The organism is Paenibacillus sp. N3/727, from assembly GCF_022637315.1.
Lineage (GTDB): Bacteria > Bacillota > Bacilli > Paenibacillales > Paenibacillaceae > Paenibacillus_AQ > Paenibacillus_AQ uliginis.
This window is the reverse complement of sequence record NZ_CP093336.1, coordinates 2,328,289-2,349,770: the sequence shown is the minus strand read 5'-3', so window position 1 is coordinate 2,349,770 and position 21,482 is coordinate 2,328,289. Positions and strand designations below refer to the sequence as shown.

Annotated in this window: 21 protein-coding genes and 1 pseudogene; 3 read left to right on the top strand and 19 right to left on the bottom strand. The window is 45.9% G+C overall.

From position 1 onward, the window contains the following. Nucleotide 1: 1 nt before the first annotated feature. The 8 genes from spoIIIAB to MNQ98_RS10360 form a co-directional block, all read right to left on the bottom strand. Complete coding sequence (gene spoIIIAB / locus MNQ98_RS10395) at nt 2-520, bottom strand: stage III sporulation protein SpoIIIAB (protein WP_241933102.1); 519 nt, start codon at nt 518-520, stop codon at nt 2-4. Next, the gene (spoIIIAA, locus tag MNQ98_RS10390) at nt 513-1,511 is read right to left on the bottom strand and encodes a stage III sporulation protein AA (RefSeq protein ID WP_241933101.1); all 999 of its coding nucleotides are present in this window, start codon (nt 1,509-1,511) and stop codon (nt 513-515) included. Before spoIIIAA ends, spoIIIAB begins: the two co-directional genes overlap by 8 nt. Before the next feature lie 87 nt (nt 1,512-1,598). After that, nucleotides 1,599-1,865, bottom strand: a complete 267-nt coding sequence (locus MNQ98_RS10385; RefSeq protein WP_241933100.1) for a YqhV family protein — start codon at nt 1,863-1,865, stop codon at nt 1,599-1,601. 249 nt (nt 1,866-2,114) lie between these two features. Beyond that, nucleotides 2,115-3,368, bottom strand: coding sequence for an aspartate kinase (locus MNQ98_RS10380; protein WP_241933892.1), 1,254 nt, complete (start codon nt 3,366-3,368; stop codon nt 2,115-2,117). 570 nt (nt 3,369-3,938) lie between these two features. Then, complete coding sequence (gene efp / locus MNQ98_RS10375) at nt 3,939-4,496, bottom strand: elongation factor P (protein WP_241933099.1); 558 nt, start codon at nt 4,494-4,496, stop codon at nt 3,939-3,941. 57 nt (nt 4,497-4,553) lie between these two features. After that, nucleotides 4,554-5,624 (bottom strand): M24 family metallopeptidase, encoded by a 1,071-nt coding sequence (locus MNQ98_RS10370; RefSeq protein ID WP_241933098.1) that lies wholly within the window; start codon nt 5,622-5,624, stop codon nt 4,554-4,556. Nucleotides 5,625-5,713: 89 nt separating this feature from the next. After that, a complete protein-coding gene (aroQ, locus tag MNQ98_RS10365) occupies nt 5,714-6,160 on the bottom strand; it encodes a type II 3-dehydroquinate dehydratase (protein ID WP_241933097.1) in 447 nt (148 codons plus the stop codon). A gap of 77 nt (nt 6,161-6,237) precedes the next feature. After that, nucleotides 6,238-6,735 (bottom strand): YqhR family membrane protein, encoded by a 498-nt coding sequence (locus tag MNQ98_RS10360; protein WP_241933096.1) that lies wholly within the window; start codon nt 6,733-6,735, stop codon nt 6,238-6,240. 167 nt (nt 6,736-6,902) lie between these two features. Between MNQ98_RS10360 and MNQ98_RS10355 the strand changes: the two genes are divergently transcribed. Next, complete coding sequence (locus MNQ98_RS10355) at nt 6,903-7,895, top strand: DUF1385 domain-containing protein (RefSeq protein ID WP_241933095.1); 993 nt, start codon at nt 6,903-6,905, stop codon at nt 7,893-7,895. 7 nt (nt 7,896-7,902) lie between these two features. Then, on the top strand, nt 7,903-8,241 hold the full coding sequence (locus MNQ98_RS10350; protein ID WP_241933094.1) for a 6TM ABC transporter family protein: 339 nt from the start codon (nt 7,903-7,905) through the stop codon (nt 8,239-8,241). Between the two features lie 47 nt (nt 8,242-8,288). Here MNQ98_RS10350 and MNQ98_RS10345 read toward each other — a convergent pair whose 3' ends face one another. The 3 genes from MNQ98_RS10345 to mntR form a co-directional block, all read right to left on the bottom strand. Further along, a complete protein-coding gene (locus MNQ98_RS10345) occupies nt 8,289-9,218 on the bottom strand; it encodes a patatin-like phospholipase family protein (protein ID WP_241933093.1) in 930 nt (309 codons plus the stop codon). A 77-nt stretch (nt 9,219-9,295) separates the two neighbouring features. Then, on the bottom strand, nt 9,296-10,873 hold the full coding sequence (locus tag MNQ98_RS10340) for a family 10 glycosylhydrolase (RefSeq protein WP_241933092.1): 1,578 nt from the start codon (nt 10,871-10,873) through the stop codon (nt 9,296-9,298). Nucleotides 10,874-10,950: 77 nt separating this feature from the next. Continuing rightward, nucleotides 10,951-11,376, bottom strand: a complete 426-nt coding sequence (gene mntR / locus MNQ98_RS10335) for a transcriptional regulator MntR (protein ID WP_208914656.1) — start codon at nt 11,374-11,376, stop codon at nt 10,951-10,953. A gap of 310 nt (nt 11,377-11,686) precedes the next feature. Between mntR and MNQ98_RS10330 the strand changes: the two are divergent. Further along, nucleotides 11,687-11,842: pseudogene (locus MNQ98_RS10330) on the top strand (spore photoproduct lyase family protein); the annotation flags it as partial. Here the strand turns inward: MNQ98_RS10330 and MNQ98_RS10325 are convergent. From MNQ98_RS10325 to MNQ98_RS10290, 8 genes are all read right to left on the bottom strand, one after another. Next, nucleotides 11,839-12,552: a cytochrome c biogenesis CcdA family protein gene (locus tag MNQ98_RS10325; protein ID WP_241933091.1), complete on the bottom strand. Its 714-nt coding sequence runs from the start codon at nt 12,550-12,552 to the stop codon at nt 11,839-11,841. The pseudogene MNQ98_RS10330 and the gene MNQ98_RS10325 overlap by 4 nt on opposite strands. A gap of 13 nt (nt 12,553-12,565) precedes the next feature. Next, nucleotides 12,566-13,372: a metal ABC transporter permease gene (locus tag MNQ98_RS10320; RefSeq protein WP_241933090.1), complete on the bottom strand. Its 807-nt coding sequence runs from the start codon at nt 13,370-13,372 to the stop codon at nt 12,566-12,568. Nucleotides 13,373-13,408: 36 nt separating this feature from the next. Further along, on the bottom strand, nt 13,409-14,158 hold the full coding sequence (locus MNQ98_RS10315; RefSeq protein ID WP_241933089.1) for a metal ABC transporter ATP-binding protein: 750 nt from the start codon (nt 14,156-14,158) through the stop codon (nt 13,409-13,411). Nucleotides 14,159-14,201: 43 nt separating this feature from the next. Continuing rightward, nucleotides 14,202-15,158, bottom strand: a complete 957-nt coding sequence (locus MNQ98_RS10310; RefSeq protein WP_241933088.1) for a metal ABC transporter substrate-binding protein — start codon at nt 15,156-15,158, stop codon at nt 14,202-14,204. Between the two features lie 192 nt (nt 15,159-15,350). Beyond that, nucleotides 15,351-17,327 carry a methionine--tRNA ligase gene (gene metG / locus MNQ98_RS10305; protein ID WP_241933087.1) on the bottom strand — a complete coding sequence of 659 codons (1,977 nt, stop codon included), beginning with the start codon at nt 17,325-17,327 and terminating at the stop codon, nt 15,351-15,353. A 389-nt stretch (nt 17,328-17,716) separates the two neighbouring features. Beyond that, on the bottom strand, nt 17,717-17,980 hold the full coding sequence (yidD, locus tag MNQ98_RS10300) for a membrane protein insertion efficiency factor YidD (RefSeq protein ID WP_241933086.1): 264 nt from the start codon (nt 17,978-17,980) through the stop codon (nt 17,717-17,719). Beyond that, nucleotides 17,977-18,468 carry a Fur family transcriptional regulator gene (locus tag MNQ98_RS10295; protein ID WP_241933085.1) on the bottom strand — a complete coding sequence of 164 codons (492 nt, stop codon included), beginning with the start codon at nt 18,466-18,468 and terminating at the stop codon, nt 17,977-17,979. Before MNQ98_RS10295 ends, yidD begins: the two co-directional genes overlap by 4 nt. Before the next feature lie 211 nt (nt 18,469-18,679). Further along, the gene (locus tag MNQ98_RS10290; protein WP_241933084.1) at nt 18,680-21,472 is read right to left on the bottom strand and encodes a stalk domain-containing protein; all 2,793 of its coding nucleotides are present in this window, start codon (nt 21,470-21,472) and stop codon (nt 18,680-18,682) included. Nucleotides 21,473-21,482 lie beyond the last annotated feature (10 nt).

Genomic DNA, 21,482 nt, shown 5'->3' with positions numbered 1-21,482 from the left:
GCTAAAAGATCAAAATGACGACCAATGCTCCAACAAGCAGTCCCAAGCTTTTGCTCATTTTTTCATACTTGGCTTGGTCCTCTCTAGCCGCCGCTTCCTCATGTTTGAGCTGGCTGGCGGCCAGTGCAATATGCTTCATCTGGTCCTGCCTGTCGCTGGTGCCAAGCACGCCGCTTAGCTGCTCCAACGCTTCTCTTTCGGCGGATCTCATGCTGGTCCGTCTCCAATGCGCATTCAAAGCTTTTCTTATGCTGTCCTGAGCAGATAAACCATACTGTGGACTCATGTATCCGGCTGCAGCCGTAAACAACGATTTCAGCGGCTCACGCAAGCCTTGTCCGATCCGCTGAAGCGCTTCAGGCAGCGGGGTAAAGCCATAGCTGATCTCCGTCTCAAGACGCTGCAAGGCTAATATGAGTTCCCGGATTTGTCTAGGCCTGGTTGCGAACTGCTTCGCTTGAAAAAAACCAGCTAACGTTCCGGCCACCAGTACGATGGCCGCCCCTAACAATTTAAGCAAGAGCATCACCGCCCTGACCTCTGCCCCCAGCAGTCTGAAGCGTCCGCTGTCCGCCATCCTGAAGCCGGAAAGATCTCCCCTCGCCGTTTCGGGCAAGTACAACGTACATCTCGAACATCCGATTATCCACAAGTCCCGCCAGACCAGGTCGCCCTCTCATATCCTGAACCGATGAACCGTGTGCAGTAGCGATAACACTGATCCCGGCGTGAAGCGCCTCAGTGACGGCCTCGGCATCCTCTGGCCGTCCAATCTCGTCCACAATCAAGACATCCGGTGACATAGAGCGGAGCATCATCATCATCCCCTCAGCCTTGGGACAGCCGTCTAGCACGTCTGTTCTCGGTCCGACATCAAACCCTGGCACACCGCGCTGACAACCTGCGATTTCAGAGCGCTCGTCAACAATACCTACCTTCATTCCTGGCCAGTGAATGTTAGATCTTCCCCAGAAACCGGAGCTGATCTGTCTTGCAAGATCCCGGACCAGTGTAGTTTTTCCATGCTGCGGAGGAGACATAATGAGCGTATGCAATACTCTTTTTCGCTTGGTGTCCAGCAAGTAAGGCAAAATTTCATCTGCGGCTCCTTTTATTTCCTTGGCTATCCGGACGTTGAAACCGCTAATATCCCGGATGTGCTCGACTTTCCCACCGCTTAGTACCGTTCGGCCGGTAAGACCGATTCGGTGCCCCCCTGGTATGGTGATAAATCCTTTTCTCAGCTCTTCTTCCATCGTGTAAAGAGAATGGTTGCTTATGAGATCCAGTAGTCTGTGCCCATCTTCCCGGGTCGGCTTGTACGCTTCGTCTGGTATCAGAATTAGTTCACCGTTTCGGCTTACGAAGTGAAACTTGCCCCCAGTATTAATTTCCAGCGGACGGCCCTCCCGAATACGGACTTCTTCTAAGCCTTCCAGAACATCTTTCGGCAGGTTCAGCAGAAGCTGCTTTACGTTCTCGGGAAACAGCTCCAACCAATTCATTGTCATTTCGGCTTCCCCCAAGCAGTCCTTTTGTTGAAGTACTTCTTATCCTCATGTGTATGCTTGTACTCCATATTTATGCCAGCGAATCTATCATTTTTTTAATATCCCGTATAAAAGAAATGCCACACCGCACAAAATCCAGCCGATCTTGCCCCAAGATAACTTATCAGCCATACCGACGAGTCCGATGGTGGTCGTCAGGATCAGGATAAGCGGTCCCGTAAAGGCCAGTGCCGAATTGACTGCCAGCGCTTTATCAACTTGGTTTAATCGGAGCATAATGAGCGCTGCCACAATCTCCAAGCTGCCTGAGAATATCCTCAGCGATGCCATACCGGTAACAAACTTGTCCAGCATTCTGGAACCTCCTTTTTACTTGATGTGACAAGAAGAAACGCCTTCGACGTCCTTTTTAAAGGGCGGCGGCGCGTTCTGCGAGAAATATAAGCCAAGTATGCAATATGAAATTTACACTTTTTTATATTTTAAAATATGCTCCACTCTCTTGATTTATCTCTACTTTTTTGCACATTCATAGAAAAAGAATTGAACGCCAAAAATCCCGGCCTATGAAAGACCGGGATTAAAAGTAATAGTTTATGCTGTTTATCTGCGCTCCTGCGGGCCTCCAACAGTCGCCTGTTGATCCGTATCCAGCCCGTAAGCGGTATGAAGCGCCTGAACTACATTTTGCAGGTTCGAGCCGTCAATAACACACGAAACCTTAATTTCAGACGTACTGACCATCTTAATGCTGACGCCCTCTCTTGAAATAACATCGAACATTTGGGCTGCTACGCCTGGATGACTGACCATGCCGGCTCCGACGATGGACACCTTAACCAAGTTATCTTCGAAAGTGACTCCACGGAACGGCAGTTCATCTCGAATTCCTTCAATAACAGAAAGTGCACGTTCACGGTCACCAAGAGACACCGTAAAGGAGAAGTCAGCCTCGCCGTTCAGAACACCGCTCTGTACGATAATATCGACGTCGATTTCTTCCTTAGCGAGTTCTCCGAACATCTTCGCCAAGACTCCCGGAAAATCGCCTACTCCCAAAATGCTGATTCTCGCAACGTTTTTGTCGTAAGCGATTCCGCTCACCACTACACCTTGTTCCATGTTAGCTTCCTCCTTAACAACCGTTCCCTCGTTATAATTAAAGCTGGATCTGACAACAAGCTGAACCCGGTTATGCTTCGCATACTCCACAGCACGTGGATGCAGTACAGCAGCACCCAGATTTGCAAGTTCCAGCATTTCATCGTAGGAAATCTCATTCAGCTTTCGTGCACATTTCACGACACGAGGATCAGTCGAATAGATGCCGTCTACATCTGTATAGATCTCGCATACATCAGCATGAATGGCCGCAGCCAGCGCTACGGCTGTTGTATCCGAGCCGCCGCGCCCGAGTGTCGTTATTTCTCCATCATCCGACATGCCCTGAAAACCTGCGACGATAACAATTTTCCCATCGTCTAGAGCTTTTTTAACACGAATCGGTGAGATATCCGTAATTCTGGCTTTCCCATGAGCCGGCTCTGTACGGAAACCAGCCTGCCATCCCGTATAAGACACCGCCTCACGCCCCAAGCTGTGAATTGCCATCGACAGCAGGGACATCGATATCTGTTCACCTGTTGTCATCAACATATCCATCTCGCGCGCGGGAGGATTTGGATTCAATATTTTTGATTGGTCGATCAACTCATCCGTCGTATCCCCCATTGCTGACACGACAACTACACACTGGTGACCCTCATCTTGCTTCTCAACGATTCTTCGGGCGACGCGCTGCATCCGTTCCGTATCCCCCACGGAACTTCCTCCGAATTTCATGACATACAGTGACAACGCTTCCTTCACTCCCCACTCTTGTTCAATATGTATCAGTTGGTTTCTCGCTTTAAATCAGTATAATACGAAAGTGCTTGGTTGCGTCAAGAATTTTCAGATAAGATTCAGAAAATTCGACAAATATTTTCTTTGAGAGGTGTTTTTTATATTTTATGAGATACTGGCTTGGAAATAAACCAAAAATTTAAAGGCTGCCCCGGCAGTTGAGATTCGACTTTCGGACAGCTCCTTGAGTTTATCTGTTGTGAGACGCTACGAGTACGAATCGTTCCTTCAATCTCTCTTGCCCCCGAATTTCCTAAATGATTCTTAGCGGAAGAAATTCGGGGACAAAGGAACGTATGCTTTCGATGCGAGCTTTCCTTTGGAAAGCTTTTACCGCTACCGCTTTTCCGGAATCGCTTCGTCCTCTCCGCTGCTGCGTGCATGACCATTAAAACACATAAACAAGAGAAACTACCCTTTAGTAGAATGGAATTCTTTGACTAGTAAAAAAAGCAGGCACCCAAAAGATGAATTCTCGGGTAACCTGCTTATTTCTTTATATCTAAGTGATGTCCTTGTCAATTATGCACGGGAGATGTACTTGCCTTCACGGGTATCGATGAGCAGTACATCTTCTTCGTTAATGAAGAGAGGAACTTGTACGTTCAGTCCGCTTTCTACTTTGGCATTTTTGGTAGCGCCTGTAGCCGTGTTGCCTTTAATACCAGGCTCTGTTTCAACGACCTTCAGCTCAACGCTGTTTGGCAGGTTAATTCCCAAAATTTCACCCTGGTAGCTGATAATATGGACATTCATGTTCTCTTTCAGGAAATTCAGTTCCCATTCAAGCTGTTCGCTAGTCAAGCTGAACTGATCATAAGTTTCGTTGTCCATAAATACATGCTCTTGACCGCTAGCATACAGATACTGTACACCACGGTTCTCGATAATAGCCCGGCCAATCGTTTCACCTGCACGGAAAGTCTTCTCAACGGTGTTGCCGTTACGAAGATTTTTCAGCTTGGAGCGAACAAAAGCTGCACCTTTACCTGGTTTAACGTGCTGAAAATCCAATACGCTAAAAATGTCCCCATCTACTTCTACGGTTAATCCTGTTTTAAAATCGTTGACTGAAATCATGCGATTCCCTCCTATAGATAAGTTCATAGATTCGCTAGCTTAATATTTATGCATTTATTAAAGGACGGTGTACTCTTTGCTTGAGCTTGTCAAGATATGAATACCCGTCTCGGTGATCACAATATCATCCTCAATGCGAACACCGCCGAGACCCGGCAAATAAATACCCGGTTCTACGGTTACAACCATACCCGGTTTCAATACATCATCGCTAAGCTTGGACAGACGTGGAGATTCATGAACCTCCATGCCAAGACCATGACCTGTACTGTGACCGAAATAATCACCATAACCATATTTTGTTATGATATCACGGGCAAGAGCATCCGCTTCGCGTCCCGTCATACCTGGCTTAATATGATCCAGTGCGTGAAGCTGTGCCTCCAGTACGATATCATAAATTTCTTTCAGTTTCGGATCCGGTGTACCTACCGCAATCGTTCTTGTCAGATCGGAACAATATCCGTCCAGCAGCGCCCCGAAGTCAAACGTGATGAATTCATCCCCTTGGATAACACGCTCGCTTGCGACGCCGTGCGGTAAAGCTGAACGCTCACCGGAAGCCACAATCGTGTCGAATGATGAAGACGTCGCCCCATGGCTGCGCATGAACATTTCCATCTGCAGATCAATTTCCCGCTCTGTCTTTCCTGTCTCCACAATACTTAAGACATGGCTAAAGGTGGCATCCGCGAGATCCGCAGCACGCTGCATAACCTTCAATTCCTCACTGTCCTTAAATATACGCAGTTCCTCTACAAGACCAGATACCGGAACTAGACTAACTGGCTTCAGCTGTTCCGTATAAGCAGCAAAAACTGCATATGTAACATGCTCCTGCTCAAAACCGAGGGATGTAATCCCTTCAGTTGCAAGTAGCTCTTTTACCGTATCCATCACTTTGGCGCCATGCTCAACGACTTTAAATCCCACAGCCTGTTGAGGAGCCTGTGTCATGTAACGAAAATCCGTCAGCAGATAAGATTGCTCGCGGGTAATCAGCACATAACCCGCAGATCCGGTAAACCCGGTCAAATAACGACGATTGATTGGACTTGCAACAAGCATTGCAGACAATCCATGACTTTGCAGCTTCTCACGCAATTGTTTAACCCGTTTGTTAGCCATTTACTTCCGTCTCCTCTCCCCAAGAAGAAACACCTTCGTCGTCCTTGTTAAAGGGCGGCGGCGTTTCTTCGCGAAAAAAACACATTACTTTACGAATTCGGGCGTTCCAGAACGTCTATCAGTGCTATCAAGCCAAGCTCATAACTGGCAGCACCAAAACCGGAAATCTGTCCCGCACAAACCGGAGCAATGACTGAGGTATGGCGGAAGGATTCTCTGGCATGAATGTTGGATAGATGCACTTCCACAGTAGGTACTTTTACAGAGCTTATCGCGTCGCGAACAGCATAGCTGTAATGTGTCAGCGCTCCTGGATTCAACAGAATTCCATCTGCCTGTCTCATTGCCTCATGAATCCGGTCAATAATTGCACCCTCATGGTTCGATTGAAAGAAGGTCAATTCGATTCCGGCGGTGTCCGCCTGTTTACGCAAACGATCCTCAATACTCTGCAAGCCTTGTGAACCATAAATCCCCGGTTCACGGACTCCCAGCAGGTTCAAATTCGGTCCGTTAATCACCCATATGGATTTCATAGGGTTTCCCACCTTTTCGTCAAATAGCCAAATGCTATTTTACCATAGGCGACATCTTCTTGAGAAGTTTTTTTACTTCAGCTCTGCACCTTCTGGGGTTCTCGCTGCTTTTCATCCGTATATTCCTGTGCTACTGTATATCCGATAAACAGACCCCACAGCAGGAACAGGCATATTTCAGATATGTTTGTATCCCAGGTCAGACGTTTAATGGGCAATGTCAAATGCAGAAATGGTTCGAGTACAATAAACAGTACAACCCACCATATAACCCCGTAGGCAATCCCCGGCCAAGGCCCCTTGGCTCTTCGAAAAAGATAAACGTAAACCAGTGATGCGATAACTGAGAGAACAATAAATGACAGCCATCCAGCTACCTGGCCAGCTGTGCTTATTAAGAAAGAATGCTTGAAAAACGGCTCCAGAATGAACCCCGGAAGTATGGAGCTAAAGTGAAAGGCATAGAAAATCCAGCGAATTGCTCCCCAGATAAAACCTGCATAGAAGCCAAGCTCTAATGCGAAGAAAAAACGGTTGGTATGGATCCCTTCGGACCGATCATGTGTCTGATTCATCTTTACAGAGCTCCCTTCAGCACTAACAGCTTTGCTTAAAATCTGAAACTTCTTTTTTACATAATTATTATGCTCCGTTCTTGTAAGCCTAATCCAACTAGAAATTACTTCAAAAATTCGCTACAATGGTATTAAAGTTCTTAATATCAGACAGGAAGGTGAAATGGTTGTCCCAAAAGTCAGCTCCGGTTAGCTACGGTGGTCAAGCCGTCATCGAGGGTGTAATGTTCGGCGGCAAACATGTAAACGTCACGGCTGTTCGGAGAAAAAACAACGAGATCAAGTTTCTTGAGGTGCCTCGTGAAGACAAGACTTGGATTCGCAAGCTCCGAAAAGTTCCGCTTCTTCGAGGCATCATCAGTCTTATAGATTCGAGCATCAAGGGCTCCAAACATCTCAATTTCTCTGCCGATGCTTATGCCGATGACACTCTGGAACCAGAAGAACGTGCACAGCAAAAAGAAAAGGAAGAATCAGGCTGGAGTCTCAGCATGATTATCGGTGTCGCAGCCGTCAGCGTACTTTCCTTTATTGTTGGTAAACTCTTGTTTACGCTTGTTCCTGTATTTGTAGAAGATTTTTTGTTCGGTGACTCATTTGATCATTATGTACTTCATAATCTGGTTGAAGGCGTCATTAAACTCATACTCCTTCTCGCCTATCTATGGGGTATATCGCTTACTCCCGTCATCAAGCGGTTGTTCCAGTATCATGGTGCGGAGCATAAAGTGATTACGGCATTTGAAGCTGGAGAAGAACTGACCGTTAAAAATGTTCAAAAGCACACCCGGCTTCATTACCGTTGTGGTAGCAGCTTTATGATGATGACCATCGTGCTGGGCGTTGTCGTTTATTCTGTAGTGCCTTGGGATACGATGACAGAACGCATCATCCAGCGGATTGCTCTTCTGCCCCTTGTGCTTGGAGTGTCCTTTGAATTTTTGAAACTCACAAATTCCCTCAGAGAAGTTCCAGTTCTCCGTTTCCTTGGATATCCCGGACTCTGGCTTCAACTGTTGACAACAAAAGAACCGGCAGACGATCAAGTGGAAGTGTCCATTGCCTCCTTTAACCGGATGCGTGAGCTGGATGCCCAATATGAAAAAGTCACAGTTCAGCAGCCGATGGCAGGAAGTGTTCTGGATCCCGCGAAAGGATGAGTAATCCATGAAAAGGCTGAATATCCAATTCATTATTTTTTGGATCATGATTGCACTTGCTGCACTCGGAATTGTGTTGAATTTGTTTACACCTGCGTTTTTTATTCCTTTGATTGTAGTAGGAGTTGTGTATATACTCTATAAGTTTCCACCATCTCGTTTCAGTAAGACTCAACGGCCCAAGATCAAACCTTCCAAGAAGACTGCTGCCAAAATGGCAGCCAGAAGTAACACATCACGGAAGAGTAGCGGCCCTTCACCGAAGCGGAAACAGTATCCATTTCAGGTCATTGACGGTCAGAAAGGAAAGAATGATCCGCCCGATGACGCACCCAAATATCATTAGAACAAAAACCGTCCGGCAGCGTTAATCGCGCATAGCCGGACGGTTTTTTATATCTTATTGACTGGTCTCCACGAGGAGAAAAATTCCTTCCCAGCCTTTAAACCTGATTCATACAACTTCATGCTTTCTGCTGTTGAAAGATTGAAATGAGTTGTGCTAATACCAAGCGTAGGAATTTTGATGGTACGATCCCGATTTTGCTGCTCGATATAACGTTCATCATGTGCAGAGAGCATCGTTTCAAACATGGCTGTCAGCATGCTGACAGGCCCGTCAATGTGATGGGGATCATTTCGGTTCTTACCAACCATTTGAAACCCGACAACCGGTAGAGGTTCCGGTCCTCCTTTGGACTGACGGTCAAACAGCCAAAGCGGAAAATTACTCAGCAAGCCGCCATCTACCACATAAACGAATTGCTCGCTGAAAGATTTCCCTCGAGCAGGTGCTCCAATCAACCGTAAGATGACAGGATCAAAAAAATAAGGAATGCTACAGCTCATGCGGACAGCCTTGGCTACCGGAAAGGTTGACGGGTTAATTCCGTAATGACGCAAATCATCCGGAAGCACCATAAGTTTACCATTAGTAATATCCGAGGCTACAATGTACAGCTTCCCGGCAGGAATATCAGAAAACGTAAATATTCCTTTATCCAGCAATATTCGTCGAATCCAGTTTTCCAGAGCTTCACCCGAGTACAACCCTTTTTTGATGAGTACCCTAAGTGCAGGACCTATGATTCGGGTGTTAAAGAAAGGTGCTCGCTTCAGTAATGATTGAAAAGGTGTTGCTTCAATAATTTTCTTCATTTCATCTGCTGTGTACCCTGCCGCCAAAACTGCAGCAACAATAGAGCCTGAAGATGTTCCAGCAACTCTGCTAAAATGGAATCCAGCAAGTTCAGCTGCTTTTACAGCTCCCGCCAACGAAATCCCTTTAACTCCACCGCCCTCAAATACGGCATTGATATGCATAAGCAAATCCCCCGCTCACATGGTCTATTGACTATGTATGTGAGCGGGGGATTATTCATTCCTATAGGACTTGCACGTTATGATTGATAATATAATTTCAATTGATCAAGAAGTCCGAGCGGATTGCTTATAAGGTTCTTTGCTCTGAAAAAGATACTTCCGTCTATTTCGTTGAACTGTTCGTTGTACTGTAATTGGGCAATAATTTCAGAAGCAGTGTGCCAGCTCTTCTCCTGCTTCAGATCTCCCACTTTATATGCGGCATGTCCGATCAGCAGATCTACATCTGTGCCCTTAACTTCGTTTACCCACCAATCTACCAGCTTATCGTAATCGGCGGCCGTAAAATTCATACTCCAGTAAATTTGTGGAGCAATGTAATCAATCCACCCGTTACGAATCCAGGTGCGTAAATCTGCATACATGCTGTCATAAGCTGTCACTCCGGCCGACGTATCCGATCCTGTTGGGTCAGCCGATTTGTTTCGCCACACCCCAAATGGACTGATACCGAACTCAACGGAAGGCTTGACACGGTTAATGCTATCTCCAAGAGTCTGTACAAACGTATTAATGTTGCCACGGCGCCAGTCTCCAATGTCTGTGTAGGAACCGTCATTGTAAGTTTTGTACGTTGCTGCATCATTAATCGTTGCGTTGGAAGGATAGAAATAATCGTCTAAATGAATTCCATCAATTTCGTACCCATTTACGACTTCCATAATCGTATCAATGATATGCTGGCGGGCTTCAGGTATACCCGGATTAATCATCAACTGGTTGTTCACTTTAATCATCCATTCAGGATGCGTCAGCGCGACGTGGTTTGGAGCCAATCCAGCCGTTGATGTTTCTGAGTTAGCCCTAAAAGGATTAAACCAGGCGTGAAACTCCATTCCCCTGCGATGTGTTTCCTCTACCATAAATGCTAAAGGATCATACCCGGGATCAACTCCTTGCGTACCTGTCAACACTTTCGACCAAGGAACAATCTCGGAGGGATACAACGCATCACCCGCTGGTCGAACCTGAACGAACACCGCATTTATACCCGTATCCTGAAGTGTGTCCAAAAGCGCCGTATATTCGTTCTGCTGCTTCAGAATATTATTTTTGGTTGAAGGCCAGTCTAGGTTAAATACCGTTGATATCCAAACGCCTCGTATTTTCTCATTATCTGGCACAGGAATACCGGGATCCACCGGAGGAGTTACCTGTGTACTGGTTAATGATATTTGCTGAGCCGCTTGATTCCATTTCACCGTCAATCCTAAATTTTCGCTTATAAATCGGATCGGCACCATCACTCTACTGTTTTTGATCTGCACGGAAGCATCCAGCGAAACGGATGAGCCGTTAACGAGAGCGGTAGTTCGTCCCGAGGTCATAACAAGTTGTAATCCGTCTTTACTTACAGTTACCGTTTTAGATTTCTGATCCCAGTTAACCGAGGCACCTAATCCTTCGCTGATCACGCGGGTCGGAACCATGGTGACGTTCACCTTGGGCAATATGTATGGAGAAATATCGCTGTCTAGCTTTTGTCCATCCAGAAAGATGCTGATGCCCGGACTCTTTGCCTGCGCAGCAGGAACGACCGACGGGAGACATAATAACGACAATAACAGCACCAACAACCATCTTCGAAATTTCATTCCATAAATCCTCCAGCAATGATAGATTTGCAGGTAAAGTAAAAAAAAGCATCTGTCACCAGTGGACAGATGCCCTGTTACGATTCGCTGACTAGCTCGTTGTGAATGTCACGCAACTTCTGGAGACGATTCTCGTCACGTTTGAAAAATTCAACTAGCGTTTCAATACGAGTGATGGAATCCCAGCTTAAATGATGCTCGATCCCTTCAACATCCCTATAAATGTTCTCTTCCTGAACACCAATCAGGCCAAGGAACTCTTCGAGCAGTTGATGGCGGGCCATTAACCGTTTACCCATCTTCTTGCCTTTGCTCGTCAGTACAAGACCACGATATTTTTCGTAAATTAAATATTCATCTTTATCAAGCTTCTGAATCATTTTCGTGACGGATGAGGGGTGAACCTCCAAGCCTTCGGCAATATCCGAAACGCGCGCATATCCCTTCTCGTCAATCAGCTTGTAGATGCGCTCCAAATAATCCTCCATGCTAGGTGTCGGCATCTTTTTCCCTCTTTTCTAAAAATTACGTGACTCTAATTTCCTTTTTACCTGCACATGTAATGATACATGTTTCAGAGAGCTCTTGGCAAGTCCTGGTCCAAAACCCTGCTCATTATTGGCACGGGTTGAAGCCGCTTTGTGTGAGCACAATATACATTCTTGTTTATTTTGAACCCGGAGCAATAGAATATCCAAAAGGCAAACAAATTATGGACTTTGTGACAACGTGGGGGCATTGAATACCGAACGACCACCTCTTATAACCGGATTACAAATCTGCCATTGCTAAAAGAACGTTAGTTGTGGGTGTCTTGAAATGGATATCGCGAAACGAAAGCAGAAATGGGGGCGCTGGGGTCAATATAAGTATGTATATCCCAATGAACAACAAACCGCCCTGCGCGAATTTATCACAGAGCGGATTTTTGAACATTTTCCAATGGCTAAGATGGATTACTTTACTTAAAATCTTAACCATTCTGGTGTCAGTGACTGCAGCCAGATCGTAATTCTGAACATTTGGTTTGTAAACAGCAGAATACCCATCAAAATCATCAGCACACCGCCGACTTTCATTATGGTTCCCGAGTATTTAAGAATCCACTTGGTCGACCCTATAAAGGATGCAAGAATGAAAAATGGTACAGCAAAGCCTAGAGAATATGAAGTAATCAGTGGGAACCATGTGCTTGGATCCGTTGCAGCCATCGCAATAATGGCCATCAGAATCGGACCTACACAGGGCGACCACCCTGCTGCGAACCCGATTCCAAATAAAAATGTACCTATGTATCCGGTCGGTTTGGATTTGAAATCAAACTTCCGGTCCCTCATCAGAAATTTCGGCTGAAAAATACCTAACAGCATTAGACCCATCAAAATAATAAGAAGTGCTGAAAGTTGCCGGATCAGATCCTGGTACTCTACAAATATTTCTCCGAATTTGCCGGCACCCCAGCCGAGCGTATAATAAACGGCAGAGAACCCAAGGATGAACGCAAGCGTATGAGTTAGTGTGCGCCTACGGACTTCCTTCCGGTTCTGTTCCGTTTTTAGCTCATTAACTGACATTCCCGTAATAATAGACAAGTAGGACGGGTATAGAGGCAGACAGCACGGTGATATGAAAGAAGCAAAACCTGCCGCGAACGCGATCCAGATATTAATATCATCCATTACATTATCCCCCTTATGTTGCTAAACCTTTTTTACCGACTAGTGTAACGGTAAGCAAAGCGATTAGCAACAAAACAATGGTTGCCCCCGGTGCCAAATTGAACACCCCAGCTAATATAAGCCCCATAATGACCGCAATCTCCGATATGATGACTGACAGCACAATAGAAGATCGAAAGCTCTTCGCAAGCAGAAGACTGATGGCAACCGGAATGGTCAGAAGCGCAGAAACGAGCAGAGCACCTACTATTTTGATTGCTGTACTTACAACTAACGCTGTAAGTACCGTGATTAGCATGTTCATCATTTTGACGGGAAGACCGCTCACGCTTGCTGCATCTTCCTCAAAGCTAAGCAGGAAAAACTCCTTAAACAACAGTCCGACGACCACGACCACAACTAACGTTACACCACCGACCATAAAAAGATCCGTCGTATTGAGTGTATATATGCTACCGAATAGATAACTCATTACGTCTGTATTATAGCCCATTCCTAATGTGAAAAAGAGTGATGCCAGCGCAATACCTCCAGACATTATAATCGCGATGGACAGCTCGGCGTAGCTTTTGTATGCCTTTCGGAGCTTCTCGATGGCAAATGAAGCCACTACAGCAAACACAAGTCCGGCTGCCAGCGGATATACCTCGATCAGAAAACCAAGTGCTACTCCCGCTATTGTAACGTGAGACAGCGTATCTCCAATCATGGACAATCTCCGCAGCACCAGAAAGATACCGATAAGCGGTGCTGTTAAACCGATCAAAATGCCGCCTAGGAGTGCCCGCTGGAAAAAATCACTTTGTATAATATCAAGCAATGATAACGACTCCTTTGCGTGCTCTACATAGATTCATTACACGAGTGTGTGCTGCAAATCCTGCTCTGCACAATCCTCAATTTCGTGTGAATGCCGAACGAAAAACTGTATTTTACCGTTTTGCTGGACCGGAGAAGCTCCCAAATAATCCTTAACCATATCCATATCATGCGTGACCATTAAAAAGGTCATGTTGTGATGAGCATGCATATGTGTGATCAGTTCAAAAAAGCTTGCCTGAGTTTCAGCATCAATGCCAATGGTGGGCTCATCCAAAATAAGCAGATCAGGACGGTTAATCAGAGCTCTTGCGAGAAATACACGCTGCTGCTGCCCACCTGACAGCTGGCCTATGCGCTTATCCGCTATGTCTTGAATTCGCATAACCTCAAGCGCATCGTCGCACTTTTGCTGCTGCTGACGGCTCACCCGGCGGAACATATTTTTTCTGTTGTATAATCCCGACATAATAACTTCCCGCACGGTAGCCGGAAATAAAGGGTTAAACGCATTCTTCTGAGGCACATATCCAATACGCTCCCAGTCACGGAATTTACGTATCGGCTGTCCGAATAGCTCGATGCTGCCCTGGGCGGCAGGCAGAAGGCCGACAATCATCCGCAGTAGTGTTGTTTTACCGGCTCCGTTGGAGCCTACTATACCGACAAAATCACGTTCTTTGACGGCAAAATCAAGGTCTTTAATAACCTGCTGTTCACGGTAAGAGAATGATATATCTTTCAGTTGTATAATCGATTGGTGGCAATCCTGAGAAGCCGGTATCATACCTTGGCCGCCTTTCTAGTAAATTTCTTGAGTCCATCCTTATTCATTGTAAAGCCTTAGTAAGATTTTGCAAATTTTTCTCCATCAGCGTAAAGTAGTTATCTCCCTTTTGCTCCTGCTCTTTGGTTAAACCTTCAACGGGGTTAAGTACAAGCGTCTCTACACCTGTCTCGGAAGCCAAGGTTTTGGCCAGTTTATCAGAAACTAACTCTTCAAAGAAAATGTAACGAATACCTTTCTCTTTAACCGTCTTTGTCAACTTAACCAGATCTTGTGCTCTGGGCTCAGCATCCGGCGACAACCCCATGATGGCGTACTGCTCAAGGTTGTAATCTCTCGCCAAATAGCCAAACGCCTGATGGGAGACAACGATCTCTTGTTTAGGCAAACCGGACAGTTGTGACGAGAACGATTCATCCAACTTCTCCAGCTTTTGTTTCAGTGCAGCGTATCGTTGCTCATATCTATCAGCATGATCCGGGTCGATCTCTACAAGGCTGTTGCGGATATTCTCAGCCATAATTAAAGCAGACTTCGGACTGACCCATGTATGTGGATCTACATGGTGATCATGCTGCTCTTCAGCTTCTCCCTCATCTCCATGACCATGACCATCATCGCCTTCGGAAGAAATCAGCTTAACTCCCTTGCTAACCTCCACCGGCTTCACCTTCGTGTTTTTATCCAGCCCCTTCAGAAAGGCTGGAGCCCATCCTTCAAGACCTGCGCCATTGTACAGAAACAACTGTGCCTTTGAGGTGTTAACGATATCCTGACTCTTTGGAGTCCAGTCATGCGGCTCTACGCCAGCAGGAAGCAGATTGATGACATTGACTTCATCTCCACCAATCTCTTTCGTAAATTCATAAATCGGATAAATCGTTGTCATCACATTGATTTTATCCTCAACGATTCCGCCCGATTTACTTCCGCAGCCTGAAATAACCAGCAAAAATGCCAGCATTAGTGCTCCGTAACCTATTGTTCTTCTATTGTTCATCTCTTAATGCACTCCGATCTGCTATTAAATCGTAATAATTACTAACAAGATTATAAGAGTATATTAAAGATCTTGTCAACCTAATCGTAAAAATTACTATTAAGAATAAGGATGCTAGATTAAAAGAGAACAAAAACGGCATACCCTTTAACAGGGTATACCGTTATGAAAGTAAGCATTCATGAAGCTTTTTTATTTTACGATTGCTCCGTTTGGCATGCTGTCTGGTACCGTTGCCAGCGTAAGCTCACTGCCTTTGGAAGCAGCCAAAATCATTCCCTGAGAAAGCTCTCCTCTAAGTTTGACCGGCTTCAGGTTCGTTACACAGATAACTTTGCGGCCGACAAGATCTTCCGGTTTATAAAACTTCGCAATGCCGGAGACGACCTGCCGTTGTTCATAGCCGAGATCGAGCTGGAGTTTAAGCAGCTTGTCTGCTTTTTTTACCGGCTCGGCTGAGAGAACCTGAGCTACGCGAAGTTCGACCTTTGCAAAATCCTCGATTCCAATCTCTTCTTTATACTCAATCTCTTCATCCAGATCAACGGAGACTTCAGATTTCACTGCCTCTTCGGAAGCCTTGGCACCTCCAGTCATCGCCTCAACGATATAAGCAACCTCCTGTTCAACATCCAGACGTGGGAAGATCGGCTCTCCTTTTACAAGCTTCGTTCCAACAGGAATACTTCCCAACTGACGTCCGCTCTCCCAAGTGGTCAGTTCACCTTCCTGTATTCCAAGCTGTTGCCAAATTTTAAGCGGCGTGCGGGTAAGGAACGGCTGCAGCATGATCGAAGCAACCCGGAGAGACTCGACCAAGTGGCTCATGACAGAAGCAAGCTCTTCGCGTTTGCTGTCATCTTTAGCAAGTCCCCACGGCTGTGTTTCATCAATATACTTGTTGCTGCGGCTCACGAATTGTCCGATCGCTGTCAGTGCTACCGAGAATTCCAGGTTTTCCATGGACTCCTCCACCTTGTCATAGACAGCCTTCGCTGCTTCTTCGATAGCAGCATCAAATGCGGTTACACCTGCTTTGAAAGCAGGTACTTCTCCGTCAAAGTATTTATCAACCATCGCCACAGTACGATTCAGCAGATTGCCGAGATCGTTGGCCAGATCGGAATTAACGCGTTCCACGAAGCTTTCCGGTGTAAAAGTGCCGTCCGCACCAAATGGAACTTCGCGCAGCAAGTAGTAGCGAAGCGCATCAAGCCCATATCGGTCAATCATGGTGACCGGATCGACAACATTGCCTTTAGACTTCGACATTTTTCCATCTTTCATGAGAAGCCAGCCGTGTGCGAACACCTTTTTCGGAAGCGGCACATCCAGAGCCATCAGAATAATCGGCCAGTAGATCGTATGGAACCGGACGATTTCTTTGCTCATCAAATGTACGTCAGCAGGCCAGTATTTGTCACACAACGAACTGTTCTCAGTTCCGTATCCTAGCGCGGTAATATAATTCAAAAGCGCATCGATCCATACATAAATCACATGTTTCGGATCGCTCTTCACCTTAACTCCCCACTCATAGGTAGTACGTGATACGGCCAGATCCTCGAGGCCCGGCTTGATGAAGTTGTTGATCATTTCGTTCTTACGGGAGAGCGGCTGAATGAAATCCGGATTCTCATCATAGAACTGAAGTAGACGGTCTACGTACTTGCTCATCCGGAAGAAATAGCTTTCTTCTTTAACCAGCTCGACCGGTCTGCCGCAGTCCGGGCAGTTACCGTTCACCAGCTGACGCTCCAGGAAGAACGACTCACAAGGTGTACAGTACCATCCCTCATAATCGCCTTTATAAATATCACCCTGCTCCAGAAGACGTTCGAACACATCCTGGACAACCTGCGTATGGCGCTTTTCCGTTGTGCGGATAAAATCCTCGTTCGAGATGTCGAGCTTCTTCCATAAATCCTTAATTCCCGCAACAATGTCATCAACGAATTGCTGCGGCGTCTTTCCGGCTTCCGCCGCTTTGCGCTCGATCTTCTGACCGTGCTCATCTGTACCAGTCAGATAGCGGACATCATATCCACGTAACCGTTTGTAGCGAGCCAAAGCATCGCCAGCTACGGTCGTGTAAGCGTGACCGATATGGAGCTTGTCGCTTGGATAATAGATTGGGGTTGTAATGTAAAACGTCTTCTTTTCAGTCATGATTCATACCATCCTTTTCACTGATTAGTGATCGATTTTGGAACGTGAAAATACAACAAAAAACCCCCGCCCCTATGGGACGAGAGTTGTTCTCACGTGTTACCACCCAATTTCCCTGTACCCTTACGGATTCCAGGCTCACCGGTCATCTCTAAAGAAAGAACGACCGTCCATTAACGCTGGATCACGCCGCTCCTTTACGCCAGAGAATACTGGATCGCTCAAAAGCGGTTCCTCCAAGACCATATTCCGAAATACGCCCAGACCGGTTTGCAGCTACCCCGGCTCTCTGTACAAGGCATGCCTTTCGTACTTATCTCTTCCTCGGAAATACTTTATATAACTTCAATATAATCAACGAACCCGTAGAGTGTCAAGGCTGCCTGTAATCACTCCTGGACTTCCATATCCTTCGGAGAACCTTTTCGAGGGGGAACCAGATCAATTCCGCCTAGATTAAATGGATGACACCGGGCAATCCGCTTTGCAGCGAGCCATGATCCCTTCAGTGCTCCATGCACTTCGAGGGCTTCCAGAGCGTAGGCAGAGCAAGTAGGATAGAATCGGCATGTAGCCGGTTTCAAAGGCGAAATACATTTGCGGTATATATGAATCGGCACCTGAACTACGCGTCTGGCCGTCAACTTACTCATAATGTGGATTCCGGCTTCCCGCCACCGCATGATGCATGGCTTTGTGTTAAGGGACGCTTTTTCGTTATCGTATTGTCATTTACACAGTCTTTACAGTATCCGAATACTTCAAATTTGTGCTGCACCACCTGAAAGTCCTTCGGCCCATCTGTCACCTGCATAGGGCAGAATTTGATCGGGTAGGTCTTCTGACACTGCAGGCAAATCACGTGATGATGATGGTGATCCTCACTGCAGCGTGCTCTAAATTTGATTCCTTCTTCAAACACAACCTGCTCCAGGACACCGAGTTCATACAACACTCTAAGATTGCGGTACACCGTATCAAAGCTGAGGCCGCTGTATTTTTTGCCCATATATTCATACACATCCTTGGCCGTTAAATACCCGGGATGCTCTCCAAACAATTTGGCAAGCGTTTTGCGCTGATCGGTGATGCGCAGCCCGTTCTCGGACATACCGTCTATGATCTGTTCCGTCGTCAGCATACGCAGTTAGCCTCCTGTATAACGTAAATGTCATAAACTATCTTCTTCTAATAATGCATGAAAAAATCCGCCTCGTCAAACGAATCAGGCACAGCATCGTACCCAAAACCGATCACATGGAGCACTTTCTTATCCCTTAAAATAAATAGCCCCCGTTTGCCTCCGCTTCTGCGGAAACCCGGGGGACACTATTCATTAACGCAGGATCTGCTTAATTCGATTTCAGTTCCGGCAACGGCGTGAACAGAAGACTAATCGGCAAGCTGCTGCCTGGGGCAGCTGTAAACAAGATCTCTACCGACTGCTCATATTGGCCTGTACGAAATAAAACACTAGCTTCGTTAGGAGCGGATGCGGCGCCAGAACTTGGCGCACCTATAATATTGCCATTGACCATAATCACGCCCATATACTTTCCTCCGCGCGGATTAAATGAGATCAAAGTATTCGGCGCTACACGGTTCATTTTGATGCGGTAAACGACGCCGAAATTACCTGCATTGGACGTTTCATATCCGGTAATGCCATCGTATCCGGTCAGATTCGGATCATTCACTTTATCTGCAATCGATATACGTGCAGGTGTATTGCCAACTAGCTCGTTTGATTCAATCAAACGAGTTGAATCCGGATACGTGCCACGGTTGTGGATTCCATCACTCGGATGCAACTTCAAGAAAGGCAGTTTTTGAATCGGATCTTTGTTTTCTTCGATCATGACAATATTATATCGAATCGGTGAATCGGTATAAAGATCGGCGAACATAGATATAACCTGATCATTTTTCATTGATTGAGCACTTAACTCTTTCAATATAACTTTACTTTCACCAGGCTGGAGTGTAATCGTCTGATAATCTTTACCGCTCTGCATTGATTCGAAATATCTCTGAACGGACGCTTTACCAGTAGCCGTCGGAATGTTAATCGGACCACCGAAACCGACGTTTTCTGTTGTCAATGATGCTCGTGTGTCATTGATGTTTGTGGCTACGACATACATTTTTACATTTTTACCGGTTTCATTCAGGTGATGAATCATAAATCGTGTGGCCCCGACACCAGTCTCCCGGTATACAACGCCTTCTGTATAAACCCTCTCCGGGCTGTTGCTGCGGATAAGCATTCTTGGCTCAGAAGTTCTTGTATACGGAACTAGATCCATGGAAGGTACATTTGCGCCGTTAAAAATATATTTCTCACCAATCTCGGTGAACAATTGATTGAATTCATCCCGGGTGTAAAAGGTTTCACCATTAATGATGATCGTTTTCTCATAATAGCTCGTCGCACCATGCTTGTCTGTTACCGTTAATCCGATTGTTGCTGGTCCCGGTGAAAAAAATGCTAAAGCATTATTGTCCCAGTCCCACTTCACAATCGCATTCTCATCGTCTGTACTTTGATCAATATAGGTGATTTTTTCACCCATTTTATATTCTTCCTTATCCGTAGTGAACATCGCTACCGGCGGTTCGTTCGGGGCCAACACCTTAATGGTCACCGAATACGGATCACTCCATTCTCCGCTTGAATCCTGTACGTAATAAGTTATTGTTCTCGTACCTGGCTCAGCAAATATGTCCTCTCGGCCTTCCCACTTCTCGTTAACGATCTGAAGCCCGTTAGGGGAGTAAGCATTCGTCTTGTATTTAACCTTTGTCTTTCCAGCAAAAATCTCATCGTTCTCTACAGTAAACGTAGCAACCGGCTTGGTGCCCAAGTTAAGAATGATGCGCTTGTTAGCTTGATCCACTTTGTAAGGAATATCAAGTGCTTGTGTAATGGACGTCAGCGGAACCATAAACACGTTATTGGTCTGATAAGCAGCACCTTTCATGCTGGTCTTAACACCGTTCACTGTATAGTACTTACTGTCTGTCTTAAACCGCAGTTCATAGGATCCGCGAATAATGACCGTTTCTTTGGTTTTGCTGTCATAGGTAAGCCTTAGGCCAATGCGCTCAACCAAGGAACGAATCGCTACATAGGATACACCGCTCTTCACAGCCATCGGCTGTCCCGCTATATACAGCTTTCCATTATGATACATTTTGTCACTGTTCATCATCAAAATAAGGCCTGGCTCATTATTAATCGGCGGTTTAGGATCTACAGATCCGCCTCCAGAACCGCTTCCATTGTCATTGCCGTTGATGCCGGACAAATCTAATATGACTTTCTTCTCAGGCTGGTTTACTTTATATGGAATACCAAGAGCCTGTGTGATGGAAGTGAGAGGAACCATAAACGTATTGTTGTACTGATAAGAAGGGCCCTTCATCGTCCGGGACTCGCCGTTAACTTTATAAGTGCTGCTATTCGTTTTAAAACGTAGTTCATTTCCGTCTTTCATAATGATGGTTTCTTTGGTGGTATTATTATATGAAAGCTTCAGACCAACACGTTCAACCATCGCACGGATGGAAATGTACGATACACCATTTTTCACAGCCATCGGTTGAGCTGCCTTATAATGCTTGCCGTTGTGGTACATATCGGCACTGTTCATGAGCAATATAAGCTCATTAACGGAAGAATTTACAGATTTTGATTTATCTTCCGTATTCGGGGACTGATCGTCTTGTGTTCCCACTTGATCTTCTTCATTCTTCTCTGCTTCTTCAGTTACTGATTCGTCATCCGGTATAGATTCTGATGGAGATTGGGTATCGTCAATCTTCCCGCTTTCATCACCGTTTGATTGAACAGAATCCGGATCGTTAAGATCGGTATCGGTGCTCTTCTCAGGTGACGATTCTTCTAAGGGTACTGAGTTATCTGGCGTCAACGATGGGCTCGTTACAGGTTCCGAGGCTAAAGCTCTTTGCTGTAACAATTCTTGAGATTGCTGCTGTTCTACATTTCCGCTGTTCGCAGCCTCGGATTGAACCATAACTTGACCGGGTACGATGTCAGCAGAAGACTGAGCACTCACAGGTACAACCGTTGACACTTGTGCCACTGCGAGTACAGTGATGATAGACATTCTCTTAAAGTTCATGCTCTGCTCC

What these genes read in the sequence shown, in the direction of transcription:
- spoIIIAA (WP_241933101.1), bottom strand. Translation starts at nt 1,511, where the DNA reads ATGACAATGAATTGGTTGGAGCTGTTTCCCGAGAACGTAAAGCAGCTT.
- MNQ98_RS10385 (WP_241933100.1), bottom strand. Translation starts at nt 1,865, where the DNA reads ATGCTGGACAAGTTTGTTACCGGTATGGCATCGCTGAGGATATTCTCA.
- efp (WP_241933099.1), bottom strand. Translation starts at nt 4,496, where the DNA reads ATGATTTCAGTCAACGATTTTAAAACAGGATTAACCGTAGAAGTAGAT.
- MNQ98_RS10370 (WP_241933098.1), bottom strand. Translation starts at nt 5,624, where the DNA reads ATGGCTAACAAACGGGTTAAACAATTGCGTGAGAAGCTGCAAAGTCAT.
- aroQ (WP_241933097.1), bottom strand. Translation starts at nt 6,160, where the DNA reads ATGAAATCCATATGGGTGATTAACGGACCGAATTTGAACCTGCTGGGA.
- MNQ98_RS10360 (WP_241933096.1), bottom strand. Translation starts at nt 6,735, where the DNA reads ATGAATCAGACACATGATCGGTCCGAAGGGATCCATACCAACCGTTTT.
- MNQ98_RS10350 (WP_241933094.1), top strand. Translation starts at nt 7,903, where the DNA reads ATGAAAAGGCTGAATATCCAATTCATTATTTTTTGGATCATGATTGCA.
- MNQ98_RS10345 (WP_241933093.1), bottom strand. Translation starts at nt 9,218, where the DNA reads ATGCATATCAATGCCGTATTTGAGGGCGGTGGAGTTAAAGGGATTTCG.
- MNQ98_RS10340 (WP_241933092.1), bottom strand. Translation starts at nt 10,873, where the DNA reads ATGAAATTTCGAAGATGGTTGTTGGTGCTGTTATTGTCGTTATTATGT.
- mntR (WP_208914656.1), bottom strand. Translation starts at nt 11,376, where the DNA reads ATGCCGACACCTAGCATGGAGGATTATTTGGAGCGCATCTACAAGCTG.
- MNQ98_RS10325 (WP_241933091.1), bottom strand. Translation starts at nt 12,552, where the DNA reads ATGGATGATATTAATATCTGGATCGCGTTCGCGGCAGGTTTTGCTTCT.
- MNQ98_RS10315 (WP_241933089.1), bottom strand. Translation starts at nt 14,158, where the DNA reads ATGATACCGGCTTCTCAGGATTGCCACCAATCGATTATACAACTGAAA.
- MNQ98_RS10310 (WP_241933088.1), bottom strand. Translation starts at nt 15,158, where the DNA reads ATGAACAATAGAAGAACAATAGGTTACGGAGCACTAATGCTGGCATTT.
- metG (WP_241933087.1), bottom strand. Translation starts at nt 17,327, where the DNA reads ATGACTGAAAAGAAGACGTTTTACATTACAACCCCAATCTATTATCCA.
- yidD (WP_241933086.1), bottom strand. Translation starts at nt 17,980, where the DNA reads ATGAGTAAGTTGACGGCCAGACGCGTAGTTCAGGTGCCGATTCATATA.
- MNQ98_RS10295 (WP_241933085.1), bottom strand. Translation starts at nt 18,468, where the DNA reads ATGCTGACGACGGAACAGATCATAGACGGTATGTCCGAGAACGGGCTG.
- MNQ98_RS10290 (WP_241933084.1), bottom strand. Translation starts at nt 21,472, where the DNA reads ATGAACTTTAAGAGAATGTCTATCATCACTGTACTCGCAGTGGCACAA.